The following is a 26,469-nucleotide window of genomic DNA, read 5'->3' on the forward strand; positions in this document are numbered from 1 at the left end:
CTCCTATCCGATGCCCGGTGACTTGAAACGACCCCTCATCCGGCCCGCCGGCCGGTTGAGGGGCATTCACACCCCGACTTCCATCAAAACGTCGGCGGCGTACAGGCGCTGATCACTTCGCACGGCACCGGCCCGACGCAGCGGAAGCGGTGCGGCCGCCGGCTCTCGAAATAATAGGCGTCCCCCGGACCGAGAATGCGTCGCTCGTCCTCGACAGTCACTTCCAGCCGCCCGGAAAGCACGATCCCGCCCTCCTCGCCCTCATGCACCAGCGGCACCTTGCCTGTGTCCGCGCCCGGCTGGTAGCACTCCTTCAGAATCTGCAGGCTGCGGCCGAACAGATTGTCGCCTATCTGACGATAGGAGATCGGCCCCTTGCCGATTTCCACCAGCTCCTCCGCCGCATAGAAGGCCTTGCGCGGCTTCTCCGGCTCGAAGGAGAAAAACTCCGCCAGCCCGATCGGGATACCGTCGAGGATTCGCTTCAAAGCACCGACCGAGGGGTTCGAGGAATTGGATTCGATCAGGGAGATGGTGGAGTTGGTCACCCCCGCCCGCTTGGCGAGTTCGCGCTGGGAGAGATTGTGCCTCAGTCGCACACGCCGCAACCGGTTGCCGATATCGACACTCATCGCAAACTCCGGTGTTGTCGTTGTTTGATATTTCGCAATTCTAGCAACGTCAATCATGTAAATACAATTACTTAGAGAACTCCAGAAAAGGACTTGTTCGGAAATTCAAATCATGGCGTCAATCAGCCAGTGACAGGAGGATGCCATGAACGCCCACAACAAGCCCAACGCTCCGGTTCTCGACAGCTACTGGATGCCCTTCACCGCGAACCGCCAGTTCAAGGCGGCACCCCGGCTGCTCGCCTCCGCGGAGGGCATGCACTACACCAGCGTCGACGGTCGGACGGTTCTCGATGGTACCGCCGGTCTCTGGTGCGTTAATGCCGGTCACGGCCGCCGGCAAATCGCCGCCGCCGTCGAGCGCCAGCTTTCGACCATGGACTTCGCGCCGTCCTTCCAGATGGGCCATCCGATCGCCTTCGACTTCGCCGAGCGGCTGGCAGAGATCGCGCCCGGCCCTGGGGGCGCCAAGCTCGACCGGGTCTTTTTCACCGGCTCGGGCTCGGAATCCGTCGACACGGCGCTCAAAATCGCGATCGCCTACCAGCGATCGATCGGCCAGGGCACCCGCACGCGGCTCATCGGCCGTGAGCGCGGCTATCATGGTGTCGGCTTCGGTGGCATTTCCGTCGGCGGCATTGTCAACAACCGCCGCGTCTTCCCGCAACTCCCGGGCTCCGACCATCTGCGTCACACCCATGACCCGGCGAAGAACGCTTTCGTCAAGGGACAGCCTGAGCATGGTGCCGAACTTGCCGACGATCTCGAAAGGCTCGTGGCGCTTCACGGCGCCGAGACGATCGCCGCCTGCATCGTCGAGCCCGTCGCCGGCTCGACCGGCGTGCTCATCCCGCCGAAGGGCTATCTCGAGCGTCTGCGCGCCATCTGCGACAAGCACGGAATCCTTCTGATTTTCGACGAGGTGATCACCGGCTTCGGCCGCCTCGGCGCGGCCTTCGCGACAGATTATTTCGGCGTCACGCCCGATCTCGTCACCGCTGCCAAGGGGCTTACCAATGGTGCGATCCCGATGGGCGCGGTGTTTGCGAGCCGCAAGGTGCACGACGCGCTGATGCACGGGCCGGAAGGTCAGATCGAACTCTTCCACGGCTACACCTATTCCGGTCATCCCGCCGCCTGCGCCGCGGGCATCGCCACGCTCGACATCTATCGTGACGAAGGCCTGATGACCCGCGCCGCCGAAATCGAGGGCGACTGGCATGAGGCGATGCATTCGCTCAAGGGCCTGCCGCACGTCAACGACATCCGCACCATTGGCCTCATCGCCGGTATCGAGCTCAATTCGCGTGACGGCGCGCCCGGCGCCCGCGCCTATGACGCCTTCGTCGATTGCTTCGAGCGCGGCCTGCTGATCCGCGTCACCGGCGACATCATCGCCTTCTCGCCGCCGCTGATCGCGGAGAAGAAGCATTTCGGCGAGATCGTGTCGATGCTCGCCGATGCTCTGAAACGGGTGAAATAGCGAGCCAGTGCTGTCAGGCTGCCCTCCCACCAGTCCAGTGGGAGGGGCAACCCCCGCCCGACACGCCATCCTCTCTCGAGGAAGCAAACTCAGCGGATCAACACTGCCCGCAGATCATTGACGTTTGTCCCGGTCGGGCCTGGTACGAAGAGGTCGCCGCTTGCCTTGAAGGCGGTCCAGGCATCGTGGCGGGTAAGGTGCAGGCGGGGATCCACGCCGGCACCCCGCATCCGAGCGATGCTCGCCCCGTCGGCGAAGGCACCGGCATTGTCCTCGGACCCGTCGATGCCATCCGTATCGGCAGCAAGCGCATCGATGCCATCGGCGCCGTCGATGTCGAGCGCCAGCGACAGGAGAAACTCGCTGTTGCGCCCGCCCCTGCCGTAATCCTTGCCGGAGATCGTCACGGTCGTTTCGCCGCCGGAAAGCAGCACCACGGGCCTGGCAAACGGATGGTTATGCAAGGCCACTTCGCGCGCCAGCGCCGCATGCATACGGCCGATGTCGCGCGCCTCGCCCTCGATCGCGTCCGAGAGGATCGCCGCCTCGATGCCGCTTTCCCGCGCCCTTGCCGCCGCCGCTTCCAGTGAAACACGCGCCGAAGCGATGACATGGACCTCGTTGCGGGCGAACACAGGATCGTCCGGGCTCGGCGCCCGTGCGGCATCGGCGGAGAGATGCGCCGCCACCCGCTCGGGCAGGGCCATTGCGTAGCGGGCGACGATTTCGCGCGCCTCTTCGAGGCTCGAGCGGTCCGGCACAGTCGGGCCGGAGGCGACGAAGGCGGGATTATCTCCCGGAACGTCGGAGACGACGAGGCTGACGACCCGCGCCGGCGCAGCGGCAAGCGCAAGCCGGCCGCCTTTGACACGCGAGACGTGCTTGCGCACCACATTCATGGCCGAGATCGGCGCGCCCGAGGCAAGGAGAGCCCTGTTGACGGCAATCTCGTCCTCCAGTGTCAAGCCGCCGGGCGGCGCCGGAAGCAGGGCCGAGCCGCCGCCGGAGATGAGCGCGACGACGAGATCGTCTGAAGTCAACCCCTCGACCATTTCGAGGAGTGCGGACGAAGCCGCGAGCCCCGCCTCATCCGGCACCGGATGGGCAGACTGAAAGACCTTGATCCGTTCGCATTTTTCAATCGGTCCGTGGCGGGCCACGACGGCTCCGTCAAGCGGCCCTTCCCAGAGCCGCTCGAAAGCGGCGGCCATCTGGCTTGCGGCCTTGCCGGCACCGACCACGATCGTCCGCCCTTTCGGCCGCGCCGGCAGATGCGCCCGGATCGCGGCGTAAGGATCGGCCGCGAGAACGGCCGCCTCGAAGAGGGAGATGAGGAAGGGACGCGGTTCGATCGAGGCCATGAAACAGTCCGGGATTTCGTGTTGGGGAGACGAAGCGCCACCATGCAGGCTGAACGCTTCCGTCGCAATGATCTTTCGAGGCGTCAGACTGTTGCGGTGCCAGATTGCCCCTCACCGAACCTCCGTCCGCGCCCGCGGCCGCATATCGTTGCGCTCGTGCTGGAAGACGGCAGGCGGCAGCGGCGGCAGGCTGCGGATAATGTCGGCCCCCTTCTCGCCCATCATAATCGTCGGGCCATTGGTATTGCAGGAAGGTACCCGCGGCATGACCGAACTGTCGCAGACACGCAGTCCGTCGATGCCGCGAACTTTGAGCTCCAGATCGACGACCGCCGAAGCATCGGTGCCCATCCTGCAGGTCCCGACAGGGTGGTGGTCGGTCTTGGCATTGGCACAGCCATAGTCGAAGAGCTGTTCCTCGGTCCGGATTTCGTCTCCCGGCAAGCGTTCAGCCAAGACAAAGGGCTTCAATGCCGCCTGCTGCATGATCTCGCGCGCGATTTTCAGGCCTTCCAGCGACATTTTGCGATCGTGCGGGTCCTCCCAATAGTTCGGGTCGATCAGCGGTGCGGCCGCCGGATCGGCGGAGGAGAGCCGCACGGTGCCGCGCGAACGCGGATGCAGATAGGCGGAGTTGAGCGTGACGCCGGCGTTCTTGAGCCGGGCGACGCCGGCCTCGATGCCCGAACCGAGACCGAGATGAAACTGGATGTCCGGCGAGCGGGCATTCGGATCGGCATACCAGAAGCCGCCGGTCTCGAAGAGCGACGAGGCCACCGGGCCGGAGCGGAAGAGCACATATTGCAGGCCGGCCCAGAAAGTGCGGTGCAGCCGGGCGACGCCGTCATAGGTGTGATCGCCGGTGCATTCGGCAATGACGAAGAGATCGAGGTGATCCTGGAGGTTCCCGCCAACGCCGGGGAGATCGTGCCGCACCTCGACGCCGACGGAGCGCAGATGATCGGCCGGGCCGATGCCGGACTGAAGGAGCAGCTTGGGCGAGCCGATCGCGCCGGAGGTGACCAGCACTTCCCGGTTCGCACGGATGATTTCGCTGCCTTTCCCCGTTACCACCTCTACACCGACCGCGCGTTTTCCTTCGAGGACGATGCGGGCTACGCGAGCGCCGGTGCGCACAATGAGGTTTTTCCGGTCCCTGACCGGAGAAAGGTAGGCCAGCGAAGCGGAGGAACGGCGGCGATCACGCTGGGTCAGTTGATAAAAGCCGACACCCGCCTGCTGCTTGCCGTTGAAATCGTGATTGTAGGGAATGCCGAGCTCCTGCCCCGCGCGGATATAGGCGTCGCAGATCGGCAGCGTCGAAACCGGCATGGAGACGCCGAGCGGCCCGCCATAGGCGTGATAATCGTCGGCGAAACGCTGGTTGTCTTCCGCGCGCTTGAAATAGGGCAGCACGCTGCGATAATCCCAGCCGGTGCAGCCATCCTCGCCAGCCCAGAGGTCGTAATCCGCCGCGTTGCCGCGCGTATAAAGCTGCGCATTGATCGAGGAACCGCCGCCGATCACCTTGGCCTGCGTATAGCGCAGCACCCTGCCCTTCATGTGCTTCTGCGGCACTGTGTGCCAGCCCCAGCTTGCGACTCCCTTCGTCATCTTGGCGAAACCGGCCGGCATGTGGAAAAGCGGGTTCCAATCGCCACCGCCTGCCTCGAGAAGCAGCACCTTGACGGCCGGGTCCTCGCTCAGGCGGTTTGCGAGAACGCAGCCCGCAGGACCTCCGCCGGTAATGATATAGTCATAGCTCATTCGCATCGTCCTCAAGTCAAGTGCCGCGTGTCGCCCCCAACCGGCTGCCGCCCTTTCCCGCGCGTCAGCCACGTCCCCTCTACCCGCGACCGGGGAGAAGGCTAATTCTCGGGTTGAACCCGAGGAGAGGGGAAAATCTCACAACCGGAGAGGGCAGTTTCACAGCCGACCGATCGATAAACCCCCATCAGCCTGGATGACCGAGCCGGTGGCGAAGCCGAATTTTCCGCTGGCGAGGCCCGCGACGATATCCCCGATGTCGCCGGGCTCCCCCCAGCGCCGCATAGGCACCAGCCCGTCCGCAATCAGCCCGTCATATTTGCTGGAAACGCCAGCCGTCATGTCGGAGCGGATGATGCCGGGGCGGACCTCGAAGACGGCGATGCCTGTCTCGGCGAGCCTCAGCGCCAAGCCCTGGCTGAAGGAGGCGAGCCCCGCCTTGCTCATGCAGTAGTCGAGCCGTTCGGGCGATGTCATCGCGGCGGAAACCGAGGTGATGTTGACGATCGAACGCGGCGATTGAGCCTCGCCCGCCAGCATGGCCTTCAGCACGACCTGCGTGAAAAACACCGTGCCGCGCAGATTGACGCCGATGATCGTGTCGAAGTTCTCCGGCTTCAGATCGAGAAAATCGCCGCGAACGACGGGAGCGATCCCGGCATTGTTGACGAGGCAGTCGATCCGGCCGAATTCGGCGACAACCGCATCTAAGGTCGCCTGATGGCCCGAAAGGTCGGCTAGGTCGGCGCGCTGGAAGATCACCCGGGCGCCGAGCATGCCAAGTTCGGCGATTACGGGAGCGACACCCTCCGCATCGCCGATGCCGGTGATGGCGATGTCGAAGCCGCTCACCGCGAGCGCCCGGGCAATGCCGAGCCCGATGCCTCGGCGGCCGCCGGTGACGATCGCGACGGGGCGTGCCTTCTCGGTCATGATCGCAGGTCCTGTTTCACGATATGGTCCGCAACGCGCAGCGCCTGGGCCGCGACCGTCAGCGCCGGATTGACGGCGGCCGAGGTCGGCAGGCAGCTGGCATCTACGACGAAGAGGTTCGGATGATCGAAGGCGCGGCAATAGACGTCGAGCGGCGCCTGTGCGGGATCGATGCCGATACGCACCGTGCCGCATTGATGCGACGGCGTCCGCTTGTCGAAGGCTCGCGCGACCACGATCGGGAAACAGGCTTTTTTGAGCACCGCCTTCAGCTTGGCGACGAGGTCGAGATGCGCCTGCCAATTCGTGCGTACCCATTTCAGCACGACACGCTCCCCATCGACCATCACGCGGCTTTCCGACGAAGGCAGATCCTCGCTCATGGCGTAGAAGTCGATGCCGCGCGCCGATACCTGGTTCAGGAGCCATTCCGGCAAGCCGGGCATGTTCGCCTTCAGGATCGCGCCGGAGATGCGGCCGAGGAGCTGAATATTGCCGAGCGGCGGCCCGCCCTGCCCGTCGGATAGATAGAAATCATTGAGACCGAAGGTCTTCTGATAAACCGAATCGTTGCGGTACCAGGGGCTGAGAGCAATGACGGCGCTCGAATTGTGGTTCATGAAATTGCGGCCGACCTGATCGGAACCGTTGGCAAGCCCCGACGCATTGCGGTCGTCCGCCGAGCGCAGAAGCAGGACTGCCGACTGAACCGCGCCTGCCGAGAGAACCACGAGCTTCGGCGAGATGCGGTGCTCCGTCCCATCCTTGACGTAGTGAACAGTCTCGATTGCCTTGCCGTCCGGCGCGGTTGCAAGCCGCGTCACCCGAGAGCCGGTCTGGAGGTGCACGTTCGGATGCTCGAGTGCTGTCGCCAGAGCTGCCGTCTCGGCATCCATCTTTCCGTCGAAGGCGTTCGGATGCGCGTCCCAGGGCGTCTTGCCTTTGGCGAGCCATCGGTCGATATCCACCCCGAGCGGCAGCGAATAGGGGTGCATCCCAACCTCCGCCAGGCGCTTGCGGACCTTGGCGATCGCCGGTTCGTCCGGCACCGGACCATGAGGGTAATCGCGCGAATGAACGGGCTCGGTCGGATCTTCGCCGAGCCGGCCCCGCACCTGATAGAGCTCTTCCGCCTTCGAATACCACGGTTCGAGCTCCTCATAGGGAAACGGCCAGGCGGGCGAAACACCGTCCAGATGCTGCATCTCCTCGAAATCCTCACGACGGTAGCGGGTGAGCACCGCCCCGTAGAATTTCGAATTGCCTCCGACATTGTAGTAATTCCCGGGATTGAAGCCGGGACCACCCTCTTCATACCAAGTTTCCTTCGGTCGGAAGTGGCCGCGCTGGAAGATCGCCCGCTGGTCGCGATTTACCGGCAGGTCCTCGATGTGGTGGCCGGCTTCGAGAATGAGGATCTCGGCGCCGGAGGCGGCGAGCCCGGCAGCAACCGTCGCGCCGCCGACGCCCGAACCGATGATGACGATGTCCGGTTGGCTCTTCATGCTCTGGCTCATGCGATCCGCTTCTCGCTTTCGGTGTCGAAGAACACCGCTTTGTCGAGATTGAAGGCGAGCCGCGCGGTCTGGCCGGGCGCGATGCGGGCATCGGCCCTGAGGCGCGCAATGATTTCCTTGCCGCCGAGCCGCGTGACGGCGAAGGTGTCCGATCCGGCTGGCTCCACCACCTCGATCAGGCATTCGCCTTCGGCTACGAATTTGGCATTGCGGTCGGCGCCGTCCGGATCCGTCAGGGCTTCCGGACGAATGCCGAAGATCACCTCTCTGCCGGCATAGGCCGAAAGCGCACCATTATGCGGCACGGCGAGTTTCAAGGGTTCGGCATTCGGCCTGGCGAGGGTCACCGCGACCTGCGAGTCCGCCGCCTCGATCCGCGCCTTGACGAGGTTCATCGCAGGCGAGCCCATAAAATCGGCGACGAACATGTTCGCCGGATCATTGTATATCTCCGCCGGGGTCCCGAACTGCTGCAGCACGCCGTCCTTCAGCACGGCGATCTTGGTCGCAAGCGTCATCGCCTCGATCTGGTCGTGCGTGACATAGACGATCGTCGTCTTCATGCGGTGATGCAGCCGCTTGATCTCGGTGCGCATATCGACGCGCAGCTTGGCGTCGAGGTTCGAAAGCGGCTCGTCGAACAGGAATACCTGCGGCTCGCGCACCAGCGCCCGGCCCATGGCGACGCGTTGGCGCTGGCCGCCGGAAAGCTGGCTCGGCTTGCGCTCGAGCAGATGACCGATCTGCAGCATGTCTGCGACCTGGCGGATCGCCTTCTCGCGCTCTTCCTTCGGCACGCCGCGGATCTCCATGCCGAAGGCGATGTTGCCGGCGACCGTCATATTCGGATAGAGCGCATAGGACTGGAACACCATGGCGATATCGCGCTTCGACGGATGCAGCCCCGCAACCGAGCGGCCGTTGATGGCGATATCACCCGAGGTGATCGGCTCCAGTCCGGCGATCGTGTTCAAAAGCGTGGACTTGCCGCAGCCGGAAGGGCCGACGAGTACCAGAAAACCGCCTTCGTCTATCTCCAGATTGATGTCCTTGAGGATTTCGAGAGCGCCGTAGGATTTGCGTAGATTGGTGATCTTCAGGAATGACATGGGCTTATCCTTTCACGGCGCCGGACATCAGCCCGCGGACGAAGTAGCGGCCGGATACGATGTAGACGATGAGCGTTGGCAGAGCGGCGAGGATCGCACCGGCGAAATGGACGTTGTATTCCTTGACGCCTGTCGACGAGCTCACGAGGTTGTTGAGCGCCACCGTCATGGGCGTCGAATAAGGACCGGAGAACGAGGCGCCGAACAGGAAATCGTTCCAGATATTGGTGAACTGCCAGATGACCGAGACGACGATGATCGGCCCCGAAGACGGCAGCAGGATCCGCCGGAAAATCTGGAAGAAGCTCGCACCATCGATCTGCGCCGCCCGCACGAGCTCGGTTGGAAAGGCCTCATAGTAGTTGCGGAAATAGAGCGTCGTGAAGCCGATGCCGTAGACCACATGGACGAGGATCAGACCCCAGATCGAACCGGCGATACCGAGGATACCGAGAATCCGCGCCATCGGGATCAGGACGATCTGGAACGGGATGAAGCAGGAAAGAAGCAGCATGCCGAAGACGATGTTGGCGCCGGGGAACCGCCACTTGGTCAGTACATAGCCGTTAAGCGCGCCGATTATCGTTGAGATCGCCACGGCCGGAACGACCATCAGGATCGAGTTGATGAAGAAGGGGCGAAGGCCCGTCGGCTCAACGCCGATCTGCGCCGTCGACCACGCGGAGAGCCACGGTTCGATGGTCCAGGTCCGGGGCAGGTTCAACATGCCGCCCTGACGGATCTCTTCGAGGGGCTTCAGGGAATTCACCACCATCACGTAAAGCGGCAGCAACGAATAGAGTGCGAAAAGGATCAGCGCCGAATAGATCAGCGCCCGCGTCAGGCGGTTGTGCGAGATGACGTTCTCGGGACTGGGAGCGCCCATCAGCCTTTTCCTCCCCGGATTTCGGAATAGAGATAGGGGACGATGATCGAGAAGATCATCACCAGCATGATGATCGCCGACGAGGCGCCGATCGCCATCTGGTTGCGGGTGAAGGTGTAGGAATACATGAAGGTCGCCGGGAGTTCGGTCGCCTGCCCAGGCCCGCCGCCGGTGAGCGCAATAATCAGGTCGTAGGCCTTGATGGCGAGATGGGCGAGAACGACGAAAGCGGAAAGAAAGACCGGTCGCATAAGCGGGATGATGATCCGCCGGTAGATCGTCGGCGTCGTCGCTCCGTCGATCTGTGCGGCCTTGATGATCTCGTTGTCGACGCCGCGCAGCCCCGCGAGGAACATAGCCATTATGAAGCCGGTGGACTGCCAGACGGCGGCGATCACGACGCAATAGATCGCGTAATTGCGGTCCTTGATCCAGTTGAAGGAGAAACTTTCCCAGCCCCAGAGGTGCATCGTGTTTTCAAGTCCGATGCCGGGATCGAGGAACCATTTCCACGCCGTGCCGGTGACGATGAAGGACAGCGCCATGGGGTAAAGATAAACCGGCCTCAGAAAACCTTCGGCCCGGATCTTCTGGTCGAGCAGGATCGCGAGCGCCAGACCCAATACCGAGCAGATGGCGATGTAGAGCGTCGCGAATATCGCAAGATTGCTGACGGCACGCCACCAATGCGGCAAGGCCCAAAGCCGGCTGTAGTTGCTTAAACCCACGAAATTGTAGGACGGCAGCATCTTGCTGTCCGTCACCGACAGGAAGCCCGTATAGGCTATGAAGCCGTAGACGAACACCAGGACTATGAGAAAGCTTGGGGCGAGCACGAGCTTGGGCAAAAGCTCCTGCAGCCGGCTGCGGCTGTCCATATTTTTACCACCTATGTTTCGCTTGTGGAGGGCTGCCCCTCATCCGCCTGCCGGCACCTTCTCCCCGCAGGCGGGGAGAAGGGAGATGCCGCACCACCTTCGTCCCCTCTCCCCCGCGGGCGGGGAGAGGGTCAGTCCTCGGGTAGAACCCGAGCAGAGGGGCCGCACGCCTTACTTCGCGCCTTCGACAGCAGCGACGAGTTCCGTGACTGCCTCCTCCGAGCTGAGTTCGCCGTTGAACTGGCGCGTGACCACGTCGTAGATCGCATTTTTGACAGACGCCGGATTGGCATGACCATGCGCCATGGATCCAAAGAGCGTGCCGTTGGTATTGGCTTCCGCGAGGTCCTTGATGCCCTTCTTGCCGCAGGCGTCGAAATCGGTATCGGGAACGTCGGTGCGGGCGGGAACAGACCCCTTGACGACATTGAACGCCGACTGGAAGGCCGGGCTCTCGATCGCCGTGGCCATCTGCAGCTGCGCCGGGACCTTGTCCTCGGAAACCTTGAACATTGCGAACTGGTCGGAGTTGAAGGTTACGGAGCCTTGAGTCCCCGGGTAGCGCATGCAGACGAAATCGGTGCCGGGCACCTTGTTCGCCTTCAGGAATTCGCCCTTCGCCCAGTCCCCCATGAACTGAAGGCCGGCCTTGTTCTCGATGACCATCGCCGAGGCGAGGTTCCAGTCGCGGCCGGAGAAGTTGTCGTCCACATAGGAGCGCAGCTTCGTCATCCGGTTAAAAGCTTCCTTCATCTTGTCGCCTCCGAGCGCTGCCGGATCGAGGTCGATGAAGGCCTGCTTGTAGAAGTCGGTGCCGAGCGAAAGAACCACAGCGTCGAAGATCGTGGCATCCTGCCAGGGCTGCCCGCCATGAGCGATCGGGGTGATGCCCTGCTCCTTGAACTTGTCGAGCAGTGCGATCAACTCTTCCCAGGTCGTCGGCTCCTTGGCGCCGGCCTTGTCGAGCGCGGCCTTGTTGATCCAGACCCAGTTCGTCGAGTGGACGTTCACCGGCGCGGCAATCCAGTGGCCGTCGAATTTCGAGAACTGCTGCAGGGCGGCGGGGATGACCTTGTCCCAGCCTTCTTTGGCGGCGACCTCGTCCAGATTGCCGAGTGCGCCTTCTTTTGCCCAATCGAGAATGTCGAAGCCGAGCATCTGCACGGCCGTCGGTGCATTGCCCGCTGTGACACGGGCACGAAGCACCGTCATGGCTTCGGTGCCGCCGCCGCCGGCGACCGGCATGTCGGTCCAGCTGATGCCTTTGCTCTCCAGATCCTTCTTAAGGACGTCGAGGGCCGCGGCTTCGCCGCCTGACGTCCACCAGTGCAATACTTCCACATTCTCGGCAGCGCGCGCGGCCGTAGCCGCCAGCATCAATGCTGCAACAGCAGTCGTCGTCATGAACTTGCGCATCGTATCCTCCCGTTTGCAAGTTACTGAGGCGGAACCTCCTCCGCCCTTCCTGGATCATGATGATTTCAGGTCGGAACGACATGAAATCATGACCGAGATCTTTCCAAAAGCAGTCCGCTCTTCATCATTCGCCTCGCTGTCTCAGCGCGGCATCCACCAGTTGGTCCTCTGGCCGATATGCATGTTGAGCGTCTTCGTTTCCGTATAATCCTCGACCGCATGGCGTCCGAGTTCGCGGCCGAGCCCCGATTGCCGGTAGCCGCCGAAGGGCAGCTCCGATGCGCCGTCCATGAAAGTATTCATCCAGATGGTCCCGGCGCGCACGCGCCGCCCGATCGTAAGGCAGGTGTCGAAATCACGGCTCCAGACACCGGCCGAAAGTCCGTAGTCGATCGAATTGGCGATGCGGATCGCCTCCTCCGTCGTTTCGAAAGTCAGCACAGAGAGAACCGGGCCGAAGACTTCCTCCCGCGCCACTGCCATTTCGGGTCTGACCGCAGAGAGGATGGTCGGAGCCATGAACTGCCCCATGCCGAGATCGAGCTCCATGCCACCATGGGTCACCCTCGCACCTTCGTTCGACGCCGACGAGACATAGCCGGCGATCTTCTGAAGATGCTGCGGGGTGATGATCGCGCCGACCTGCGTTTCAGGATCGAGCGGATCGCCCACCTTCACCTTTGCCGAAAGGCCGGCGATGCGCGCCGTCACCTCCTCGGCAATGTCGCGGTGAAGGATCAGCCGTGAGCCGGCATTGCAGCATTCGCCGGCATTGAAATAGGCACCAAAGACGGCCGCATCGATGAATTCATCCAGATTGGCGTCCGGAAAGACGATCTGCGGGTTCTTGCCGCCGAGTTCCAGCGAGACTTTTTTCAGGGTCTGCGCCGCATTCGCCATGGTCAGCCTGCCAATGCCGGTGGAGCCCGTGAAGGAGACCATGTCGACATGCGGGTGCGTCGTGAGCGGGGCGCCGGCCTCCGGTCCCGTGCCGACGATGATGTTCACGGCGCCTGCGGGCACGCCTGCAGCTTCCAGGATCTCGCCGAGCACCAGCGTCGAGGCGGAGGTGAGCTCCGACGGTTTCACCACGGTCGTGCAGCCGGCGGCGAGTGCAAAGGGGAGCTTCTGGCTTACGATCAGGAAAGGGAAATTCCAGGGCGTGATGATTGAAACGACACCGATCGGCTCGCGCAGCACCACGCCGAGCGTCCCCTCCCCGAGCGTGTTGTAGCTTTCGCCGGAGAGATCGCGGGCAAGTGCCGCAGCATAGCGCCAGATGTCGGCGGCACCGGCCAGTTCGCCTTTTGCCTGGCTGATCGGCTTGCCGGATTCGACCGCGTCGAGAAAGGCGAGTTCATCCGCGCGCGCCGCGACCATGTCGGCGACCTTGAGCAGGATCAGCGATCTCTCCGCGGCGGTCATGCGCGGCCATGGGCCCTGGTCGAAGGCGCGCCGCGCCGCGGCGATCGCCCGCTCGGCATCGACCTTCGTAGCGGCCTGATAGCGGCTGACGACGACGCCGTGCCCGGGTGCCACGCGCTCGATCGTCCGGCCCTCGGCGCTATCGACCCACTGGCCGTCGATCAGCATTCGGAATTCACGGACCTTGTATTCGCCGAGCGCCTTCGGCCTTACGAGTACCGTCATCACCATTCTCCCTTGAAGCATGCTTCGCGCTTTTCACTGAAAGCCGCCACGCCTTCCTTGAGATCGCCGGTCTTGGCGACGAGAATCGAACCCAGCGCTTCCACCGCCGCGCCCTTGTCCTCGCCGCTTGCCGAGGCGATCATCAGTTTCGATATTTCCAGTGCCGCGGGGCCGCGGCTGGCGATCCGCCTGCCATAATCAAGCGCTGCGTGCATGACCGTGCCGGTCTCGACGACGGCGTCGACCAGCCCTTCGGCCTCGGCTTGTGCCGCCGTGAACATCTCGCCGCCAAGCACCATGCGGCGGACGATCTGCGCGCCGAACCGGGCCACCAGGCGTTGCGTACCGGACCAGCCGGGAACCATGCCGAGGCTCGTCTCCGGCAGGCCGATCTTCACATGTTTTTCGGCCAGGCGAATATCCGCCGCCGCCGCCAGTTCCAGACCGCCGCCGAGCGCGTGGCCGTTGAGCGCAGCGACGACCGGCATGCGCAGCGTGGCGAGCCGCTCGAAAACACGGTGACCGAACCGAACCCAGTCATGGCCGAAGGAGGCTGGCTCCATGCCGCCCCAGGCCTTGATGTCGCCACCGGCGGAAAAGGCCTTGCCCTCGCCGGTAAGGATGATAACGCGCACGTCGCGTTTCGCCTCCACGGTATCGCAGGCTGCGCTGAGCGCTCTCAGCATGTCGATGTCGAAGGCATTGAGCTTTTCCGGCCGCGAAACCGTCAGGGTCGCGATCGGACCGTCGAAATCGAGACGGATTCGTTCGTCAGCCATCGACACCTCCCGCCAGCCGGCGCTGGCTTTTCATGGGCAGCGCCAGCCCGATAGGCGCTTCACCGAAGAGTGCCGAATCCATGAGCTTGAGTTTGTCGGAGACCATCAACGGAAATTCCGACTGGCGGAGAATATGCGTTTCGAGGTCGACGCCCGGGGCGATCTCAGTGAGAACGACACCCTCCGGCGTCAGCTTCATCACGCAACGCTCGGTCACATAGGTGATCTTCTGCCGCTGCTCGACGGCCCGGCGGCCGGAGAAGGTGACGTGTTCGACCTGATTTACCAGCTTCTTGAGCTTGCCTTCCCTGTGGATGACGAGCCGGCCATCGGAAACTGCGAGCTTGGCGCCGGCATTGAACATGCCGGAGAAGACGATCTTCTTCGCCCGCGCGGTGATGTCGACGAACCCGCCTGCTCCCGCCGTCACATGGGGGCGGAAGCTGAGTTGCGAAACATTGACGGAGCCGGTGCGGTCGATCTCCAGGAAGGAGAGCAGAGATGCATCGAAGCCCGCCCCCTGGAAATAGGTGAACTGATAGGGCGATGGCATGAAGGCGTCCGCATTCGAGGCGCAGCCGAAGGCGAAATCGAGGAGCGGCACACCGCCGACGGCACCCTGTTCGATGACCCAGGTCACGGCACCGTGCAGCCCTTCTTCGATGAGAATACGCGGGACGTTGGCGGAAATGCCGAAGCCTAGATTGACGGCACTGCCTGCTTCGAGTTCCTGCGCCACACGCCGCGCGATCACCTTTTGAATATTGAATTCCGGCAGTCGGAAACTGTCGAGCGGCCGAAAGATCTCGCCGGAAATGGCCGGGTCGTAAAGCGTCTGCGTCGTCTGCTTCTGATCGGGATCGACGACGACATAATCGACCAATACGCCCGGCACGCGCACGTCATGAGGCTTCAGCGAGCCTTCCTTGGCTAGTCGCTTCACCTGGGCAATGACGATGCCGCCATTGTTGCGGGCTGCGAGGGCCTGATCGAGCCCGCCGAGATAGGCACCCTCATGCTCATAGGTGAGATTGCCGCGTTCGTCCGCCGTCGTGGCCCGGATGATCGCCACCTGGGGCGCGATCGCCTTGAAATAAAGCCAATCCTCCCCCTCGAAGGCGATCTTCTGGACGACCGGTTCGGATGCTGCGGACGCGTTCATGGCGCAGCCTTCGCGCGAAGGGTCGACGAAAGTGTCGAGCCCGACCTTGGTCATTACGCCGGGACGCTTCGCCGCCGCCTCACGATGCATGTCGAAGAGAATGCCCGATGGGATGTTGTAGGCCGCCACCTCGTTCGCGCCGATCATCTGCCAGATCAGGGGCGGCTCGGCGCTCGATGGTCCGGAGGGATAGGAGCCGCCGATGATTTTCTTCAGCAGGCCCTTCCTGGCGATGTGGTCCACGCCCTTGATGCCGCTCATGTCGCCGGCGGCGATCGGATGCAGAGTCGTCAGGTCACGCGGGTGCCCGGTCGCCTCGAAACGCTCGCCGATCGCCTTCAGCATCAGGTCCGGGCAGCCAAGGCCGCTGGAGGAGGAAACCGAAACGATCGCCCCGTCGGGGATCAGACCGGCTGCTTGCGCAGGCGAGATGTGTTTGCCCGTCGTCATCGCGTCAGAGTCCCGTTTCGATCTCGACGGCCGCGCCAGTCGCCGCCGCTTTGACTACCGCCAGACCGGTGGCGAGCGACCAGACCCCATCCTCGCCGCTGGCCGACGGACGGCCCTGACCCTCGATCGCGGAATGGAAGGCGGAAAGCGCCGTCTCGTAGAGATTGCGATGGTCGAGCGGCAGCTCGCTCTCGCCTTCCTCATTGCGGAGCACGACCGTACCGACGGGTCGCTGCGTCATCACATTGCGGCCGATAAGCGATCCTGCGGTTCCATGCACTTCAAGCCCCGTCTCGGCATATTTCGTGGTGAAGGCGTCGTGGAACTGGGCAATGACGCCGGAACGGAAACGAAGCACACCCATGACGCCGTCCTCGAGCCCCTCCTTACCCATTCCGGCACTGTGGCTGATCGCGACGGCCTCGATCGGATCGTCGTCCAGCACGAAGCGCAGCGTATCGGCATCGTGGACCGTAATGTCGAGGATGACACCGCCTCCGGCCTCGGGCTTGTCGAGCCGCCACCCCTGCAGGTGCGGCGGCAGATGGACGGCATGGAATACCCGCGCTGCGATCGGCCTGCCGATCTTGCCCGCCGCGATCGCCTCCCGCATCGCCCGATGCGTGGCGGCATTGCGCAAGTGATGGTTCGTGCCGAGCACGACACCGGCCTCGCAGGCCTTGAGGACCATTTCGCAGCCGTCGTTGAGGCTCATCGCCAAGGGCTTCTCGCAGAGCACGTGCTTGCCGGCGCGGATTGCCGCAAGCGCCTGTCCGTGGTGAAGCTCATTTGTGGTCGAGATGTAGACGGCATCCACGTCCTGGTCGCCGACAAGCTCGTCCAGGCTCGTCACGGATCTTCCAATGCTGTTTTCCGCAGCGTAAGCCCGTCCCCGCTCCGCGCTCGAACTCATCACCGACACGACCTCGCCACCTGATGCGCGGATGGCGCCGATCACCCATTCACGCGCAATGGTGCTCGCACCGATCAATCCCCAGCGAATCATGACGAAATCTCCTTCATCCTGCGTCCGACGGCTGCGCCGCAGCTCTGGCGGATGGCGAGCCGTACCGGGCTGACGATCGCTTCCGGCTCGACACGGCCGCTATTGATCTGTTTCAGAAGCAGCTCCGCCGCCCGCTCGCCCATGCCCTGCGGATCGACAGAGACCGTGGTCAGCGCCGGCACCGCGGTTTTCGCTTCGATCACGTCGTCGAAACCGATCACCGCGAAGTCTTCGCCGGGCTCCAGCCGACGCGCGCGCAAGCCGTCGCAGACACCGAAGGCGACGGCATCGTTGAAGCAGAGCGCCGCGGTCGGCCGCTCCTTCAGCATCATCGCCTGCTCTATTGCCGTGACACCGCCGGCGCGAGACGGCGCCGAGCCGATGGTCAGAGTCTCGGAGGTATCCAGACCCGCCTCTTGCAAGGCATCGCGATAGCCGCGCATTCGCGCTTCGAAAACCGCTGTATCGGCAAAGCCGCCCAGGAAGGCCACGCGGCGATGGCCGCGCTCGACCAGATGCCGCACGGCGGCAACGGCGCCAGCGTGATTGTCTGATATCAGCGACGACACATCGGCTCCGGGAATGTCGCGCACGACGAGTACAACCGGAATCCCGGCGGCGCCGAGCGGTGCGAGATCGCCGACTTCCGTGCCGCGCGCCGGCGATATGATGAGGCCCGACACGCCGTGCTCGCGCATAGAGGCGATGACCTCACGCTGGCGCTCCAGCTTCTCGCTGGTATTGGCGAGAAACTGCACGAAGCCGGCGGACTGCACGACCTCGTCGACGCCGACCGCGAGCTCCGCAAAGAAACTGTTCGTGAGATCGTTGACGACGATGCCGATGATCTTCGATCTCGCCTGGCGCAGATTGGCGGCGCTGCGATTATAGACATAGCCAAGCTCGCGGATCGCCGCATTGACCTTTGCCCGCGTCGCTTCATTGACGAGCGGACTTCCCTGCAGGACGAGCGACACGGTCGATTTCGACACGCCGGCGGCACGCGCAATGTCGACAACCGTGACCCGCTCCTTTCCCATGGACATCCTCCAACTGGCTTTGCGCCTCTCGCATCCTTATTAATTGGATCGTTCCAATTTCGTCAAGAGGCCTGCTTTCATTTTTTTCTCAGCGTCTTGCCGGCGAGATCTGCCCCGAAAGAACCCCGCCATTGGTGTAAGGCGCTGAAATAACTAACCCCGCTGGATTATAATCCTTAAGGATCGCCCCAGCGCAAGTCGACCTGCCACTCCAAGCAATGAACTGGCCGTCACATTCAGTCTTGAAATTTGGAACGATCTAAATTATCCGATACGACGAAGCAGAGGAGGATCTCAATCCAATGACCAGCATTTTTCTTCCGTGCCAGGACGGCTCGCTCGAAGAATACCGGCTCCAGGGAATGCCTATCGCCCGTCCCGGCGCCGTTCCGGCGTTCAGCCGTATCGCCTATGCGGCTGCGCATGTCGTTTCCGATCCGCTCCGCGACGCAGACCCCTGGGGCAATCCTGCGATCGACTGGGAGGCGACGATGGCCTTCCGGCATCATCTGTGGGGCCTCGGCTTCAGGATTGCCGAAGCAATGGACACCGCGCAACGCGGGATGGGCCTTACATGGCCGGCGGCCCGGCAACTGATACGCCGCTCGCTCGCCGAAGCACGCAGCGTTCCGGGCGCCGATCTTGCCTGCGGCGCCGGCACCGACCATCTTGCGCCCGCGGACGCGCGATCCATCGAAGACGTCATTGCCGCCTATGAGCAGCAAATCGGCTTCGTCGAAGCCGAGGGCGGCCGTGCGATCATGATGGCGAGCCGGGCTCTGGCCCGCGTGGCGCGCTCCCCCGCCGACTACCGGCGTGTCTACGGCCACATCCTGTCCCAGACGAAAGAAAAGGTGATCCTGCACTGGCTGGGCGACATGTTCGACCCGCAGCTTCGAGGATATTGGGGCTCGGAAAACTTCGAGGAAGCGCTCGAAACCGTTCTGGCGATCATCGGCGAGAACAGCGCCATGGTTGAGGGCATCAAGATTTCACTGCTCGACAATGCCAAGGAACTGGCCCTGCGCAACCGGCTGCCCGAAGGCGTGCTTTGCTTCACCGGCGACGACTTCAACTATGCGGAACTGATCGAGGGAGACGGCACGAAATACAGTCACGCGCTGCTCGGCATATTCGATGCGGTCGCACCTTCGGCGTCGAAGGCGCTTGCGGCGCTCGCGAGCGGAGATCTCTCAACCTTCCGCGGCGTCATCGAACCGACAGTACCCCTGTCGCGCAAGATCTTCGAGGCGCCGACGCAATATTACAAGGCCGGCGTCGTCTTCCTCGCCTGGCTGAACGGTCATCAACGGCATTTCACCCTGCCCGCCGGCCTTCAGTCGGCTCGCGGATTGCTCCATTATGCCGATATTTTCCGCCTGGCAGATCAGGCCAATGTGCTCGACAAGCCGGAGCTGGCTGTTGCGCGGATGCGCAATCTGCTTGGGGTGCTGGGAGTGGAGCAGTCGTGAATCTGCTCCGATCGGCGGCCTCTTCTGGGTGAACTTTGCCCCTCCCGCTGCCGCGACCTTCTCCCCGCAAGCGGGGCGAAGGGACAAGCGGCACTCGCTTTGCCCCTAAACACCGGCCGTATACTCGGGGCGAACGGGCGTCGCGCGAGTCCCTTCTAAGCCGCAAGCCCCCTCTTGCCCAGCATCGCTTCAGGGCTCGGCAGCTTGCCGCGGAAAGCCTTGTAGGCGTCTTCCGGATCGACGGAGCCGCCGACCGAATAGATGTTGTCCTTCAATCTCGCCGCCGTCGCCGGGTCGAAGGGATCGCCGGTCTCCTCGAAGGCTGCAAAGGCGTCGGCGTCCAGCACCTCCGACCACATGTAGGAGTAATAGCCGGCCGAGTAACCGTCGCCGGAGAAGACATGCAGGAAATGCGGGCTGCGGTGGCGCATCACGATCGATTTGGGCAGGCCGATCTTATCCAGCGTCGCCTTCTCGAGCGCCATCGGATCGCCAACCCCTTCCGTCGTGTGATAGGCCATGTCGACGAGCGCCGAAGCGGTGAACTCGACGGTAGCGAAGCCTGAATTGAACGTCCTTGCCGCCAGCACCTTGTCGAGCAATGCCTGCGGCATGGGTTCACCGGTCCGGTAATGCACCGCATAGGTCCGCAGGACCTCCGGCACCGTCAGCCAATGTTCGTAAAGCTGCGACGGCAGTTCGACGAAATCACGTGCGACACCGGTGCCCGAAACGGACGGATAGGTGACGTTTGAAAGCATGCCGTGCAGCGCATGACCGAATTCGTGGAAGAGCGTGCGGGCGTCATCGATCGAGAGCAGAGCCGGCTTGCCTTCTGCGGGCTTCGCGAAGTTGCAGACATTGTAGACGATCGGGATCTCGCCGGTTTCGCCATTCTTGAGCGCCAGCCTGTGCTGCGACTGAAATGAGCTCATCCAGGCTCCGGAGCGCTTGGAGGGACGCGCGAAGTAATCGCCGAGGAAAAGCGCCGTAAGCTTGCCGGAGGCGTCGCGGATCTCGTAGACGCGCACATCGGGGTGATAGGCGGGAATGCCCTTCTTCTCGACTGCGGTGAGGCCGAAGAGGCGCTTGCCGATAGCGAAACAGGCATCGATGATCTTCTCGAGCTGCAGATAAGGTTTCAGTTCGCTTTCCGAAAAGCTGAACCTCTGCGCCCTGAGTTTTTCCGCATAGTGGCGCCAGTCCCAGGGCATGACCTCGTGGTTGCGGCCCTCTTCCGCGATCAGCCGGGCGAGGTCCGCCTCCTCTTCCCGGGCACGCGCCACGGCCTTTTCCCAAACCTGCATCAGCAGGCCGTTCACGGCGTCGGGAGTCTTCGCCATGGTGTTGTCGAGCTTCAGTGCCGCGTAGTTCTCGTAGCCGAGCAGCTCGGCCTTCTCCGCCCGCAGAGACAGCGTTTCGCCGATGATGCCGCGATTGTCGGTTTCGCCGCCATTTTCGCCGCGCGCCGCCCATGCCCTGAACGCCTGCTCACGCAACTCTCGTATTTCGGAGAAAGTCAGGAAAGGCTCGATAATCGAGCGAGACAGCGTGACCGCATACTTATCTTCCTCGCCGCGCTCGCGCGCCGCAGCCGCCATAGCATCACGCAGAAAATCAGGAATCCCTGCCAGTTCCTCTTCGCTCGACAGCAGCAGCGCCCAGGCCTTCTCGTCCGCGAGAACATTCTGGCCAAACCGCGCCCCGAGGCTGGCGAGCTTCTCGTTGATTGCCGCGAGGCGGTCCTGATCGGCCTTATCGAGCTTGGCACCCGACTTGACGAAGCTCTTCCAGTGCCGCTCCAGAACGCGCATGGCCTCGACATCGAGCCCGAGGTCTTCCCGGCGCTCCCATAGCGCGTCGATCCGGCTGAAGAGGGCTGGGTTTGTGCCGATTTTCGAATAATGACGCGACATCTTGGGCGCGATCTCGCGCTCCAGTGCCTGGATCGTTTCGTTCGTGTGGGCTCCCGCCTTGCTCCAGAAGAGCGCGGAGACGCGAGACAGCTCATCCCCGGCGATTTCCAGCGCCACGACGGTATTCCCGAAACTTGGGGGTTCCGCATTACGGGCGATAGCGTCGATCTCCGCCTCATGGGCGGCAAGCGCCGCATCGAAGGCAGGTCCGAAATCCTCGTCCCTTACCGCCTCGAACCGGGGCAGCCCCTCATGTCCGGTCCAGTTCACGAGGGCGGGGTTGAGCGAAGCGATGTCGTTCATCAAGTTTCCTTTCGAAGGCGGACGAGCGGCGGAGAACCGCAAGGCAGGCGCTTGAAGTGGTCGCTCGGAACAGGAGCGTCAAGCTTGCGCGGACAGAATTTCCGGCTGAGCGCAGTCATTCGAGCGCGGGAACACGATTCCGTCAAGCGCAAACGGGCAGACCTTCGAAGGCGCGGCGCGCACAAATCTTTCGCAAACGCAATTTCCCTCGATACGAAGTTGCGCTAAGAACGGCGCCTGCAGCACCGTGCGTCCCGTTGGACGCACGCAGGTCGCTGCAGCAGTTTTCCCGCTGGAAGGACTATCCATGACTGTGCGCAATCTCTTCCTTCTGCCCGGCGACGGCATCGGCCCGGAAGCCATGGCGGAAGTCCGCAAAATCATCGCTTACATGAATGCCGAGCGCGACGCGGGCTTCGTGACGGATGAGGGGCTTGTGGGTGGTTCCGCCTATGACGCTCACGGCGCTGCGATCTCCGAAGGGGACATGGCGAAGGCGCTTGCCGCCGACGCGGTGCTTTTCGGCGCCGTCGGCGGACCGAAATGGGATGCGGTGCCATATGAGGTGCGGCCGGAAGCCGGCCTCCTGCGCCTGCGCAAGGACCTCGAGCTTTTCGCCAACCTGCGGCCGGCCATCTGCTATCCGGCGCTGGCCAATGCGTCATCGTTGAAGCCGGAACTGGTGGAAGGCCTCGATATCCTCATCGTGCGCGAGCTGACGGGCGGCGTCTATTTCGGCGAGCCGAAGGAGATCGTCGATCTCGGCAACGGTCAGAAACGCGGCATCGATACGCAGGTCTACGACACCTATGAGATCGAGCGCATCGCCGGCGTCGCCTTCGAGCTTGCCCGCACCCGCAACAACCGCGTCTGCTCGATGGAAAAGCGCAATGTGATGAAATCGGGCGTCCTGTGGAACCAGGTCGTGACCGAGACGCACAAGGCGAAATATTCCGACGTTCAGCTCGAGCACATGCTGGCGGATGCGGGCGGGATGCAGCTCGTGCGGCAGCCCAAGCAGTTCGACGTGATCGTCACCGACAACCTCTTCGGCGACATGCTGTCCGACGTCGCCGCCATGCTGACCGGTTCGCTGGGCATGCTGCCATCCGCTTCTCTCGGAGCGCCCGACGCCAAGTCCGGCAAGCGCAAGGCGCTCTATGAACCGGTGCATGGCTCGGCACCCGACATCGCCGGCAAGGGCATCGCCAACCCGATCGCCATGATCGCCTCCTTCGCCATGTGCCTGCGCTACTCCTTCAACCTCGTGACGGAAGCCGACAATCTGGAGAAGGCGATCGCCAACGTTCTCGACCAGGGCATCCGCACCGGCGACATCATGGCGGACGGCTGCCGCCAGGTCGGTACCACCGAGATGGGCGAGGCGATCCTCGCCGAGTTCAAGACCCTTTCGGCCTGACGGCTGACCCGGTTAGGCCCGGATGAATGGCACCTCCGGCTTTGCCGGGGGTGCTTTGCGTTTTGCGGGGTCTTGATTTTACCGGCCGCGTCTTCACATCCATAAGGCGAAGGAAAGGAGCAAAATGAACCGTCCACTTTCACTGACCGCCTGGATCTGGCTGATGACCATCGTTCTCGTCGTCGCCTTCATGCCCTTCGATCCGCACCTTTCGCGATGGGCGCAAGCTCTGCCGGAGGAGATCATCGGCTTCAACCGCGCCATCACCGATGTCGGCACTTTTGCCTGGATGATATACACCTCTGCCACTCTGCTGCTGATCGCCTTCGTGATCAGGCGAGCTTCGGCGCGCGACACCCTGAGGCAGAGGGCGCGCGCCGCACGCAATCTCTCCGCATACTTCCTGCTGACGATCGGCACGGCGAGTGCGCTGGTGCACGGCTTGAAGTTTCTGATCGGCCGCGCCCGTCCCGAACTGCTTGCCGATTACGGTCCGTACAGCCTTACGCCCTTCACCGGCAACACGGTTTTCGAAAGCTTTCCGTCCGGCCATTCCACCGCCGCCGGGGCCTTCTTCGGCGCCTTCGCGATGGTGATGCCGCAGCTTCGGCCCCTTTTTCTGCTGCTGGCCCTGCTCGTAGGGATCTCGCGCGTCGTCGTCGGAGCGCATTATCCGAGCGATGTCGCCGCCGGCCTGCTGCTCGGGCTTTGGGTCGCACTGATGATGGCGTTCGTCTTCGCCCGGCAGGACTGGGTCTTCAAGCCGGGCCCATACGGCTGGCCGGTGCTGCGGCATGCGACGCCCGAGAGCAAATAAAAAGCCGGCGCGGAAGCCGCGCCGGAGTCAGGAGATATGTGGAGTAGCCAAGCGGCTCACTCCATCGTGTGGATATCCCGGTCCTTCGTTTCGGGCAGGAACAGAAGGCCGATGACCAGCGTGATGCCCGCAAATACGATCGGATACCACAGGCCGTAGTAGATATCGCCCTTGGCCGCGCTCATCGCGAAGGCCGTTGCCGGAAGCAGCCCACCGAACCAGCCATTGCCGATATGGTAAGGCAGCGACATGCCCGTGTAACGGATGCGTGTCGGGAAGAGCTCGACGAGCAGTGCCGCGATTGGGCCGTAGACCATGGTCACATAGATGACGAGCACGGTCAGCACGGCGATGATCACCGTCCAGTTGACGCGAGCCGGGTCGGCCACCATGGTGAAGGCGCCGCCCTTGTCTATAGAATAGACGGCCATTTCGGTGGCGCTGCCGACCTCTTCCTGCGTGAGCAGCTTGTCTGCAACGAGCTTGTCGGCCGGGACCATGGTCTTTTCGCCGGCGCGTACGGCAGCCGCGTCGAGTGCAAGCTCCGGATTAGCCGCGACGAAAGCGTCGAGCTTCGATTCCGGCACCTTGGCGGCTCCGCGCACCAGCGGATAGCCCGAGGACTGCAGTGCCATGTTGATCTGTTTGCCAAAGGCCGCTTCCTCGGCCTTTGCCTTGTCGCCGGCCGCGATCGCGTCATAGCTGGTGATCGTCGTTTCGCCGATCTTCACCGTCGCCGGCGTCCCTGCAGCCGCCGAGGTCACGACGTCGTAGGGAACGGAGTTCCTGGTCAGGAACGCGGTCGCTATATCGCACGACGTGGTGAACTTCGCCGTACCGGTCGGGTTGAACTGGAACTTGCAGTCGCCCGGAGCCGCGGTAACGGTTGCGCGGACGCTCTGCTGCGCTTCCGCAAGTGCGGGATTGCCGGCCCAGGTCAGCGCTTTGAACAGCGGGAAGTAGGTCAGCATGGCAAGCAGAAGGCCCGCCATGATGATCGGCTTACGGCCGATCTTGTCCGACAGCCAGCCGAAGAAGACGAAAAAGCCCGTGCCGAGCAGGAGCGAGGCGGCGACCATCAGGTTTGCCGACTGGCCGTCGACCTTTAGTATGCTCTGCAGGAAGAACAGCGCGTAGAATTGGCCGGAATACCAGACCACGGCCTGGCCGACGACAGCGCCGAAGAGAGCCAGAAGGGCGATCTTGGCGTTGCGCCAATGGCCGAATGCTTCCGTCAGCGGGGCCTTCGAACCCTTGCCTTCCTCCTTCATCTTCTTGAAGGCAGGCGATTCGTTCATCTTCAGGCGGATCCAGACGGAAACGCCAAGAAGCACGAAGGATAGGAGGAACGGTATGCGCCAGCCCCACTCGGCGAAGGCTTCCTTGCCAAGCATATATTGGACCAGAAGAATAACGACCAGCGAGAGGAAGAGACCGAGCGTCGCCGTCGTCTGAATCCACGACGTGAAATAACCGCGCCGGCCATGCGGCGCATGCTCTGCAACATAGGTTGCAGCACCGCCGTATTCACCGCCAAGCGCGAGGCCCTGCAGGAGTCGGAGCGCGATCAGGATGATCGGCGCAGCGATGCCGATCGAGGCCGCACCGGGCAGAACGCCGACGAGGAATGTCGACAGACCCATGATCAGGATCGTGACGAGGAACGTGTATTTGCGCCCGACGAGATCGCCCAGGCGGCCGAAAACCAGTGCGCCGAACGGCCGGACCAGGAAGCCGGCGGCGAAGGCGAGCAGCGCGAAGATGTTGCGCGTTGTCTCCGGATACTGGCTGAAGAAGGTTGCACCGATATAAACGGCAAGTGAGCCGTAAAGATAGAAATCGTACCATTCGAAGACGGTACCGAGCGACGAGGCGAAGATGACCTTCTTCTCCTCGCCGGTCATCGGGCCGGCTTTTGTGCCGCCCGCTGTCACGACGTTTGCCATTATGATATTCCTCCACTCCAAAATATATATTGGAGCGCCCATCTCCCGGTCCGGACATTCCTCCCTGAACGTCGGGGTCCCCTTTGACGCCCGGGCATGGTGCGCCTCGTATCAAGATGTCAGAAAAGAGGCGCGCGAGGCAGAGATGCTTTGGGCTTATGACTTTCGTCTAAGACGGTCGTCGTGCCGCCGCTCCTGATGGAGGCGGCTTGAGGACGCGACGGCGATGCGCACCGCTGAAGGCGTTAAGCAAATTCGAAGTGCCGGCGAAGCCCGCCCACGACCCGCGGCGACTTGACTCTTCCCGAAAAGCCGGTAAGAGCAGCGGCGAACGAGGAAACCGTCATGCGACCGATCGGTCCGTCCATCGCTGGGCTTCATCTGCCGGCCTGCATCGCCGGGCGGATCAGCCATTTCTCGCTCGCTAGCAAAACCACGGCCAAAACGACGACGAAAACCGTCTGACGTCTCTGGCCTCCGCTCTCTCCCCGGTACGGCCGGGGACAGGAACTTCGCGGTCGGACCG

At 63.0% G+C, this 26,469-nt stretch carries 20 protein-coding genes; 4 read left to right on the forward strand and 16 right to left on the reverse strand.

Annotated elements, in window-relative coordinates; all coding sequences use genetic code 11:
• Positions 1-83 precede the first annotated feature (83 nt).
• A complete protein-coding gene (locus tag FB009_RS09050) occupies positions 84-632 on the reverse strand; it encodes a cupin domain-containing protein (RefSeq protein ID WP_012067366.1) in 549 nt (182 codons plus the stop codon).
• A 145-nt stretch (positions 633-777) separates the two neighbouring features.
• Here FB009_RS09050 and FB009_RS09055 point away from each other — a divergent pair, with 145 nt between their 5' ends.
• Complete coding sequence (locus FB009_RS09055) at positions 778-2,115, forward strand: aspartate aminotransferase family protein (protein ID WP_012067367.1); 1,338 nt, start codon at positions 778-780, stop codon at positions 2,113-2,115.
• A gap of 89 nt (positions 2,116-2,204) precedes the next feature.
• On the opposite strand, the gene FB009_RS09060 is transcribed toward FB009_RS09055, so the two are convergent.
• From FB009_RS09060 to FB009_RS09120, 13 genes are all read right to left on the reverse strand, one after another.
• The gene (locus tag FB009_RS09060; protein ID WP_012067368.1) at positions 2,205-3,476 is read right to left on the reverse strand and encodes a glycerate kinase type-2 family protein; all 1,272 of its coding nucleotides are present in this window, start codon (positions 3,474-3,476) and stop codon (positions 2,205-2,207) included.
• A gap of 111 nt (positions 3,477-3,587) precedes the next feature.
• The gene (locus tag FB009_RS09065) at positions 3,588-5,243 is read right to left on the reverse strand and encodes a GMC family oxidoreductase (protein WP_012067369.1); all 1,656 of its coding nucleotides are present in this window, start codon (positions 5,241-5,243) and stop codon (positions 3,588-3,590) included.
• Positions 5,244-5,402: 159 nt separating this feature from the next.
• Positions 5,403-6,176, reverse strand: coding sequence for a 3-ketoacyl-ACP reductase (locus FB009_RS09070; RefSeq protein WP_012067370.1), 774 nt, complete (start codon positions 6,174-6,176; stop codon positions 5,403-5,405).
• Positions 6,173-7,693 (reverse strand): GMC oxidoreductase, encoded by a 1,521-nt coding sequence (locus tag FB009_RS09075; RefSeq protein ID WP_127580941.1) that lies wholly within the window; start codon positions 7,691-7,693, stop codon positions 6,173-6,175. Before FB009_RS09075 ends, FB009_RS09070 begins: the two co-directional genes overlap by 4 nt.
• Positions 7,690-8,802 (reverse strand): ABC transporter ATP-binding protein, encoded by a 1,113-nt coding sequence (locus tag FB009_RS09080; protein ID WP_012067372.1) that lies wholly within the window; start codon positions 8,800-8,802, stop codon positions 7,690-7,692. The genes FB009_RS09075 and FB009_RS09080 overlap by 4 nt, the downstream gene beginning before the upstream one ends.
• 4 nt (positions 8,803-8,806) lie before the next feature.
• Positions 8,807-9,688: a carbohydrate ABC transporter permease gene (locus FB009_RS09085; RefSeq protein ID WP_012067373.1), complete on the reverse strand. Its 882-nt coding sequence runs from the start codon at positions 9,686-9,688 to the stop codon at positions 8,807-8,809.
• The gene (locus tag FB009_RS09090) at positions 9,688-10,566 is read right to left on the reverse strand and encodes a carbohydrate ABC transporter permease (protein ID WP_012067374.1); all 879 of its coding nucleotides are present in this window, start codon (positions 10,564-10,566) and stop codon (positions 9,688-9,690) included. The genes FB009_RS09085 and FB009_RS09090 overlap by 1 nt, the downstream gene beginning before the upstream one ends.
• A gap of 171 nt (positions 10,567-10,737) precedes the next feature.
• Positions 10,738-11,982, reverse strand: a complete 1,245-nt coding sequence (locus FB009_RS09095; protein WP_012067375.1) for an ABC transporter substrate-binding protein — start codon at positions 11,980-11,982, stop codon at positions 10,738-10,740.
• 141 nt (positions 11,983-12,123) lie between these two features.
• On the reverse strand, positions 12,124-13,632 hold the full coding sequence (locus FB009_RS09100; RefSeq protein WP_012067376.1) for an aldehyde dehydrogenase family protein: 1,509 nt from the start codon (positions 13,630-13,632) through the stop codon (positions 12,124-12,126).
• Positions 13,632-14,411, reverse strand: coding sequence for an enoyl-CoA hydratase/isomerase family protein (locus FB009_RS09105; RefSeq protein ID WP_012067377.1), 780 nt, complete (start codon positions 14,409-14,411; stop codon positions 13,632-13,634). Before FB009_RS09105 ends, FB009_RS09100 begins: the two co-directional genes overlap by 1 nt.
• Complete coding sequence (locus FB009_RS09110) at positions 14,404-16,023, reverse strand: acyl CoA:acetate/3-ketoacid CoA transferase (protein ID WP_012067378.1); 1,620 nt, start codon at positions 16,021-16,023, stop codon at positions 14,404-14,406. The genes FB009_RS09105 and FB009_RS09110 overlap by 8 nt, the downstream gene beginning before the upstream one ends.
• Positions 16,024-16,027: 4 nt before the next feature.
• The gene (locus FB009_RS09115; protein WP_012067379.1) at positions 16,028-17,029 is read right to left on the reverse strand and encodes a 1,5-anhydro-D-fructose reductase; all 1,002 of its coding nucleotides are present in this window, start codon (positions 17,027-17,029) and stop codon (positions 16,028-16,030) included.
• The gene (locus FB009_RS09120; RefSeq protein ID WP_012067380.1) at positions 17,026-18,069 is read right to left on the reverse strand and encodes a LacI family DNA-binding transcriptional regulator; all 1,044 of its coding nucleotides are present in this window, start codon (positions 18,067-18,069) and stop codon (positions 17,026-17,028) included. The genes FB009_RS09115 and FB009_RS09120 overlap by 4 nt, the downstream gene beginning before the upstream one ends.
• Positions 18,070-18,371: 302 nt before the next feature.
• Here FB009_RS09120 and FB009_RS09125 point away from each other — a divergent pair, with 302 nt between their 5' ends.
• A complete protein-coding gene (locus tag FB009_RS09125; RefSeq protein WP_127580938.1) occupies positions 18,372-19,541 on the forward strand; it encodes a dihydrodipicolinate synthase family protein in 1,170 nt (389 codons plus the stop codon).
• 155 nt (positions 19,542-19,696) lie between these two features.
• Here FB009_RS09125 and FB009_RS09130 read toward each other — a convergent pair whose 3' ends face one another.
• Positions 19,697-21,760, reverse strand: a complete 2,064-nt coding sequence (locus FB009_RS09130) for a M3 family metallopeptidase (protein WP_012067382.1) — start codon at positions 21,758-21,760, stop codon at positions 19,697-19,699.
• A gap of 307 nt (positions 21,761-22,067) precedes the next feature.
• Here FB009_RS09130 and leuB point away from each other — a divergent pair, with 307 nt between their 5' ends.
• Positions 22,068-23,180 carry a 3-isopropylmalate dehydrogenase gene (gene leuB / locus FB009_RS09135; RefSeq protein WP_012067383.1) on the forward strand — a complete coding sequence of 371 codons (1,113 nt, stop codon included), beginning with the start codon at positions 22,068-22,070 and terminating at the stop codon, positions 23,178-23,180.
• A 124-nt stretch (positions 23,181-23,304) separates the two neighbouring features.
• Positions 23,305-23,997 carry a phosphatase PAP2 family protein gene (locus FB009_RS09140; RefSeq protein ID WP_012067384.1) on the forward strand — a complete coding sequence of 231 codons (693 nt, stop codon included), beginning with the start codon at positions 23,305-23,307 and terminating at the stop codon, positions 23,995-23,997.
• Positions 23,998-24,053: 56 nt separating this feature from the next.
• Here FB009_RS09140 and FB009_RS09145 read toward each other — a convergent pair whose 3' ends face one another.
• Entirely contained in the window at positions 24,054-25,943 is a 1,890-nt protein-coding gene (locus FB009_RS09145) for an MFS transporter (RefSeq protein ID WP_012067385.1), read from the reverse strand.
• Between the last annotated feature and the right edge of the window lie 526 nt (positions 25,944-26,469).

It is taken from the genome of Sinorhizobium medicae, assembly GCF_007827695.1.
Classification (GTDB): domain Bacteria; phylum Pseudomonadota; class Alphaproteobacteria; order Rhizobiales; family Rhizobiaceae; genus Sinorhizobium; species Sinorhizobium medicae.

Excerpts from the sequence above, each read along its gene's own strand:
- FB009_RS09080 (WP_012067372.1), bottom strand. The coding sequence starts at position 8,802 with ATGTCATTCCTGAAGATCACCAATCTACGCAAATCCTACGGCGCTCTC.
- FB009_RS09115 (WP_012067379.1), bottom strand. The coding sequence starts at position 17,029 with ATGATTCGCTGGGGATTGATCGGTGCGAGCACCATTGCGCGTGAATGG.
- FB009_RS09095 (WP_012067375.1), bottom strand. The coding sequence starts at position 11,982 with ATGCGCAAGTTCATGACGACGACTGCTGTTGCAGCATTGATGCTGGCG.
- FB009_RS09075 (WP_127580941.1), bottom strand. The coding sequence starts at position 7,693 with ATGAGCCAGAGCATGAAGAGCCAACCGGACATCGTCATCATCGGTTCG.
- leuB (WP_012067383.1), top strand. The coding sequence starts at position 22,068 with ATGACTGTGCGCAATCTCTTCCTTCTGCCCGGCGACGGCATCGGCCCG.
- FB009_RS09090 (WP_012067374.1), bottom strand. The coding sequence starts at position 10,566 with ATGGACAGCCGCAGCCGGCTGCAGGAGCTTTTGCCCAAGCTCGTGCTC.
- FB009_RS09145 (WP_012067385.1), bottom strand. The coding sequence starts at position 25,943 with ATGGCAAACGTCGTGACAGCGGGCGGCACAAAAGCCGGCCCGATGACC.
- FB009_RS09125 (WP_127580938.1), top strand. The coding sequence starts at position 18,372 with ATGACCAGCATTTTTCTTCCGTGCCAGGACGGCTCGCTCGAAGAATAC.
- FB009_RS09050 (WP_012067366.1), bottom strand. The coding sequence starts at position 632 with ATGAGTGTCGATATCGGCAACCGGTTGCGGCGTGTGCGACTGAGGCAC.
- FB009_RS09060 (WP_012067368.1), bottom strand. The coding sequence starts at position 3,476 with ATGGCCTCGATCGAACCGCGTCCCTTCCTCATCTCCCTCTTCGAGGCG.
- FB009_RS09105 (WP_012067377.1), bottom strand. The coding sequence starts at position 14,411 with ATGGCTGACGAACGAATCCGTCTCGATTTCGACGGTCCGATCGCGACC.
- FB009_RS09100 (WP_012067376.1), bottom strand. The coding sequence starts at position 13,632 with ATGACGGTACTCGTAAGGCCGAAGGCGCTCGGCGAATACAAGGTCCGT.
- FB009_RS09130 (WP_012067382.1), bottom strand. The coding sequence starts at position 21,760 with ATGAACGACATCGCTTCGCTCAACCCCGCCCTCGTGAACTGGACCGGA.
- FB009_RS09085 (WP_012067373.1), bottom strand. The coding sequence starts at position 9,688 with ATGGGCGCTCCCAGTCCCGAGAACGTCATCTCGCACAACCGCCTGACG.
- FB009_RS09140 (WP_012067384.1), top strand. The coding sequence starts at position 23,305 with ATGAACCGTCCACTTTCACTGACCGCCTGGATCTGGCTGATGACCATC.
- FB009_RS09065 (WP_012067369.1), bottom strand. The coding sequence starts at position 5,243 with ATGAGCTATGACTATATCATTACCGGCGGAGGTCCTGCGGGCTGCGTT.
- FB009_RS09110 (WP_012067378.1), bottom strand. The coding sequence starts at position 16,023 with ATGACGACGGGCAAACACATCTCGCCTGCGCAAGCAGCCGGTCTGATC.
- FB009_RS09070 (WP_012067370.1), bottom strand. The coding sequence starts at position 6,176 with ATGACCGAGAAGGCACGCCCCGTCGCGATCGTCACCGGCGGCCGCCGA.
- FB009_RS09120 (WP_012067380.1), bottom strand. The coding sequence starts at position 18,069 with ATGGGAAAGGAGCGGGTCACGGTTGTCGACATTGCGCGTGCCGCCGGC.
- FB009_RS09055 (WP_012067367.1), top strand. The coding sequence starts at position 778 with ATGAACGCCCACAACAAGCCCAACGCTCCGGTTCTCGACAGCTACTGG.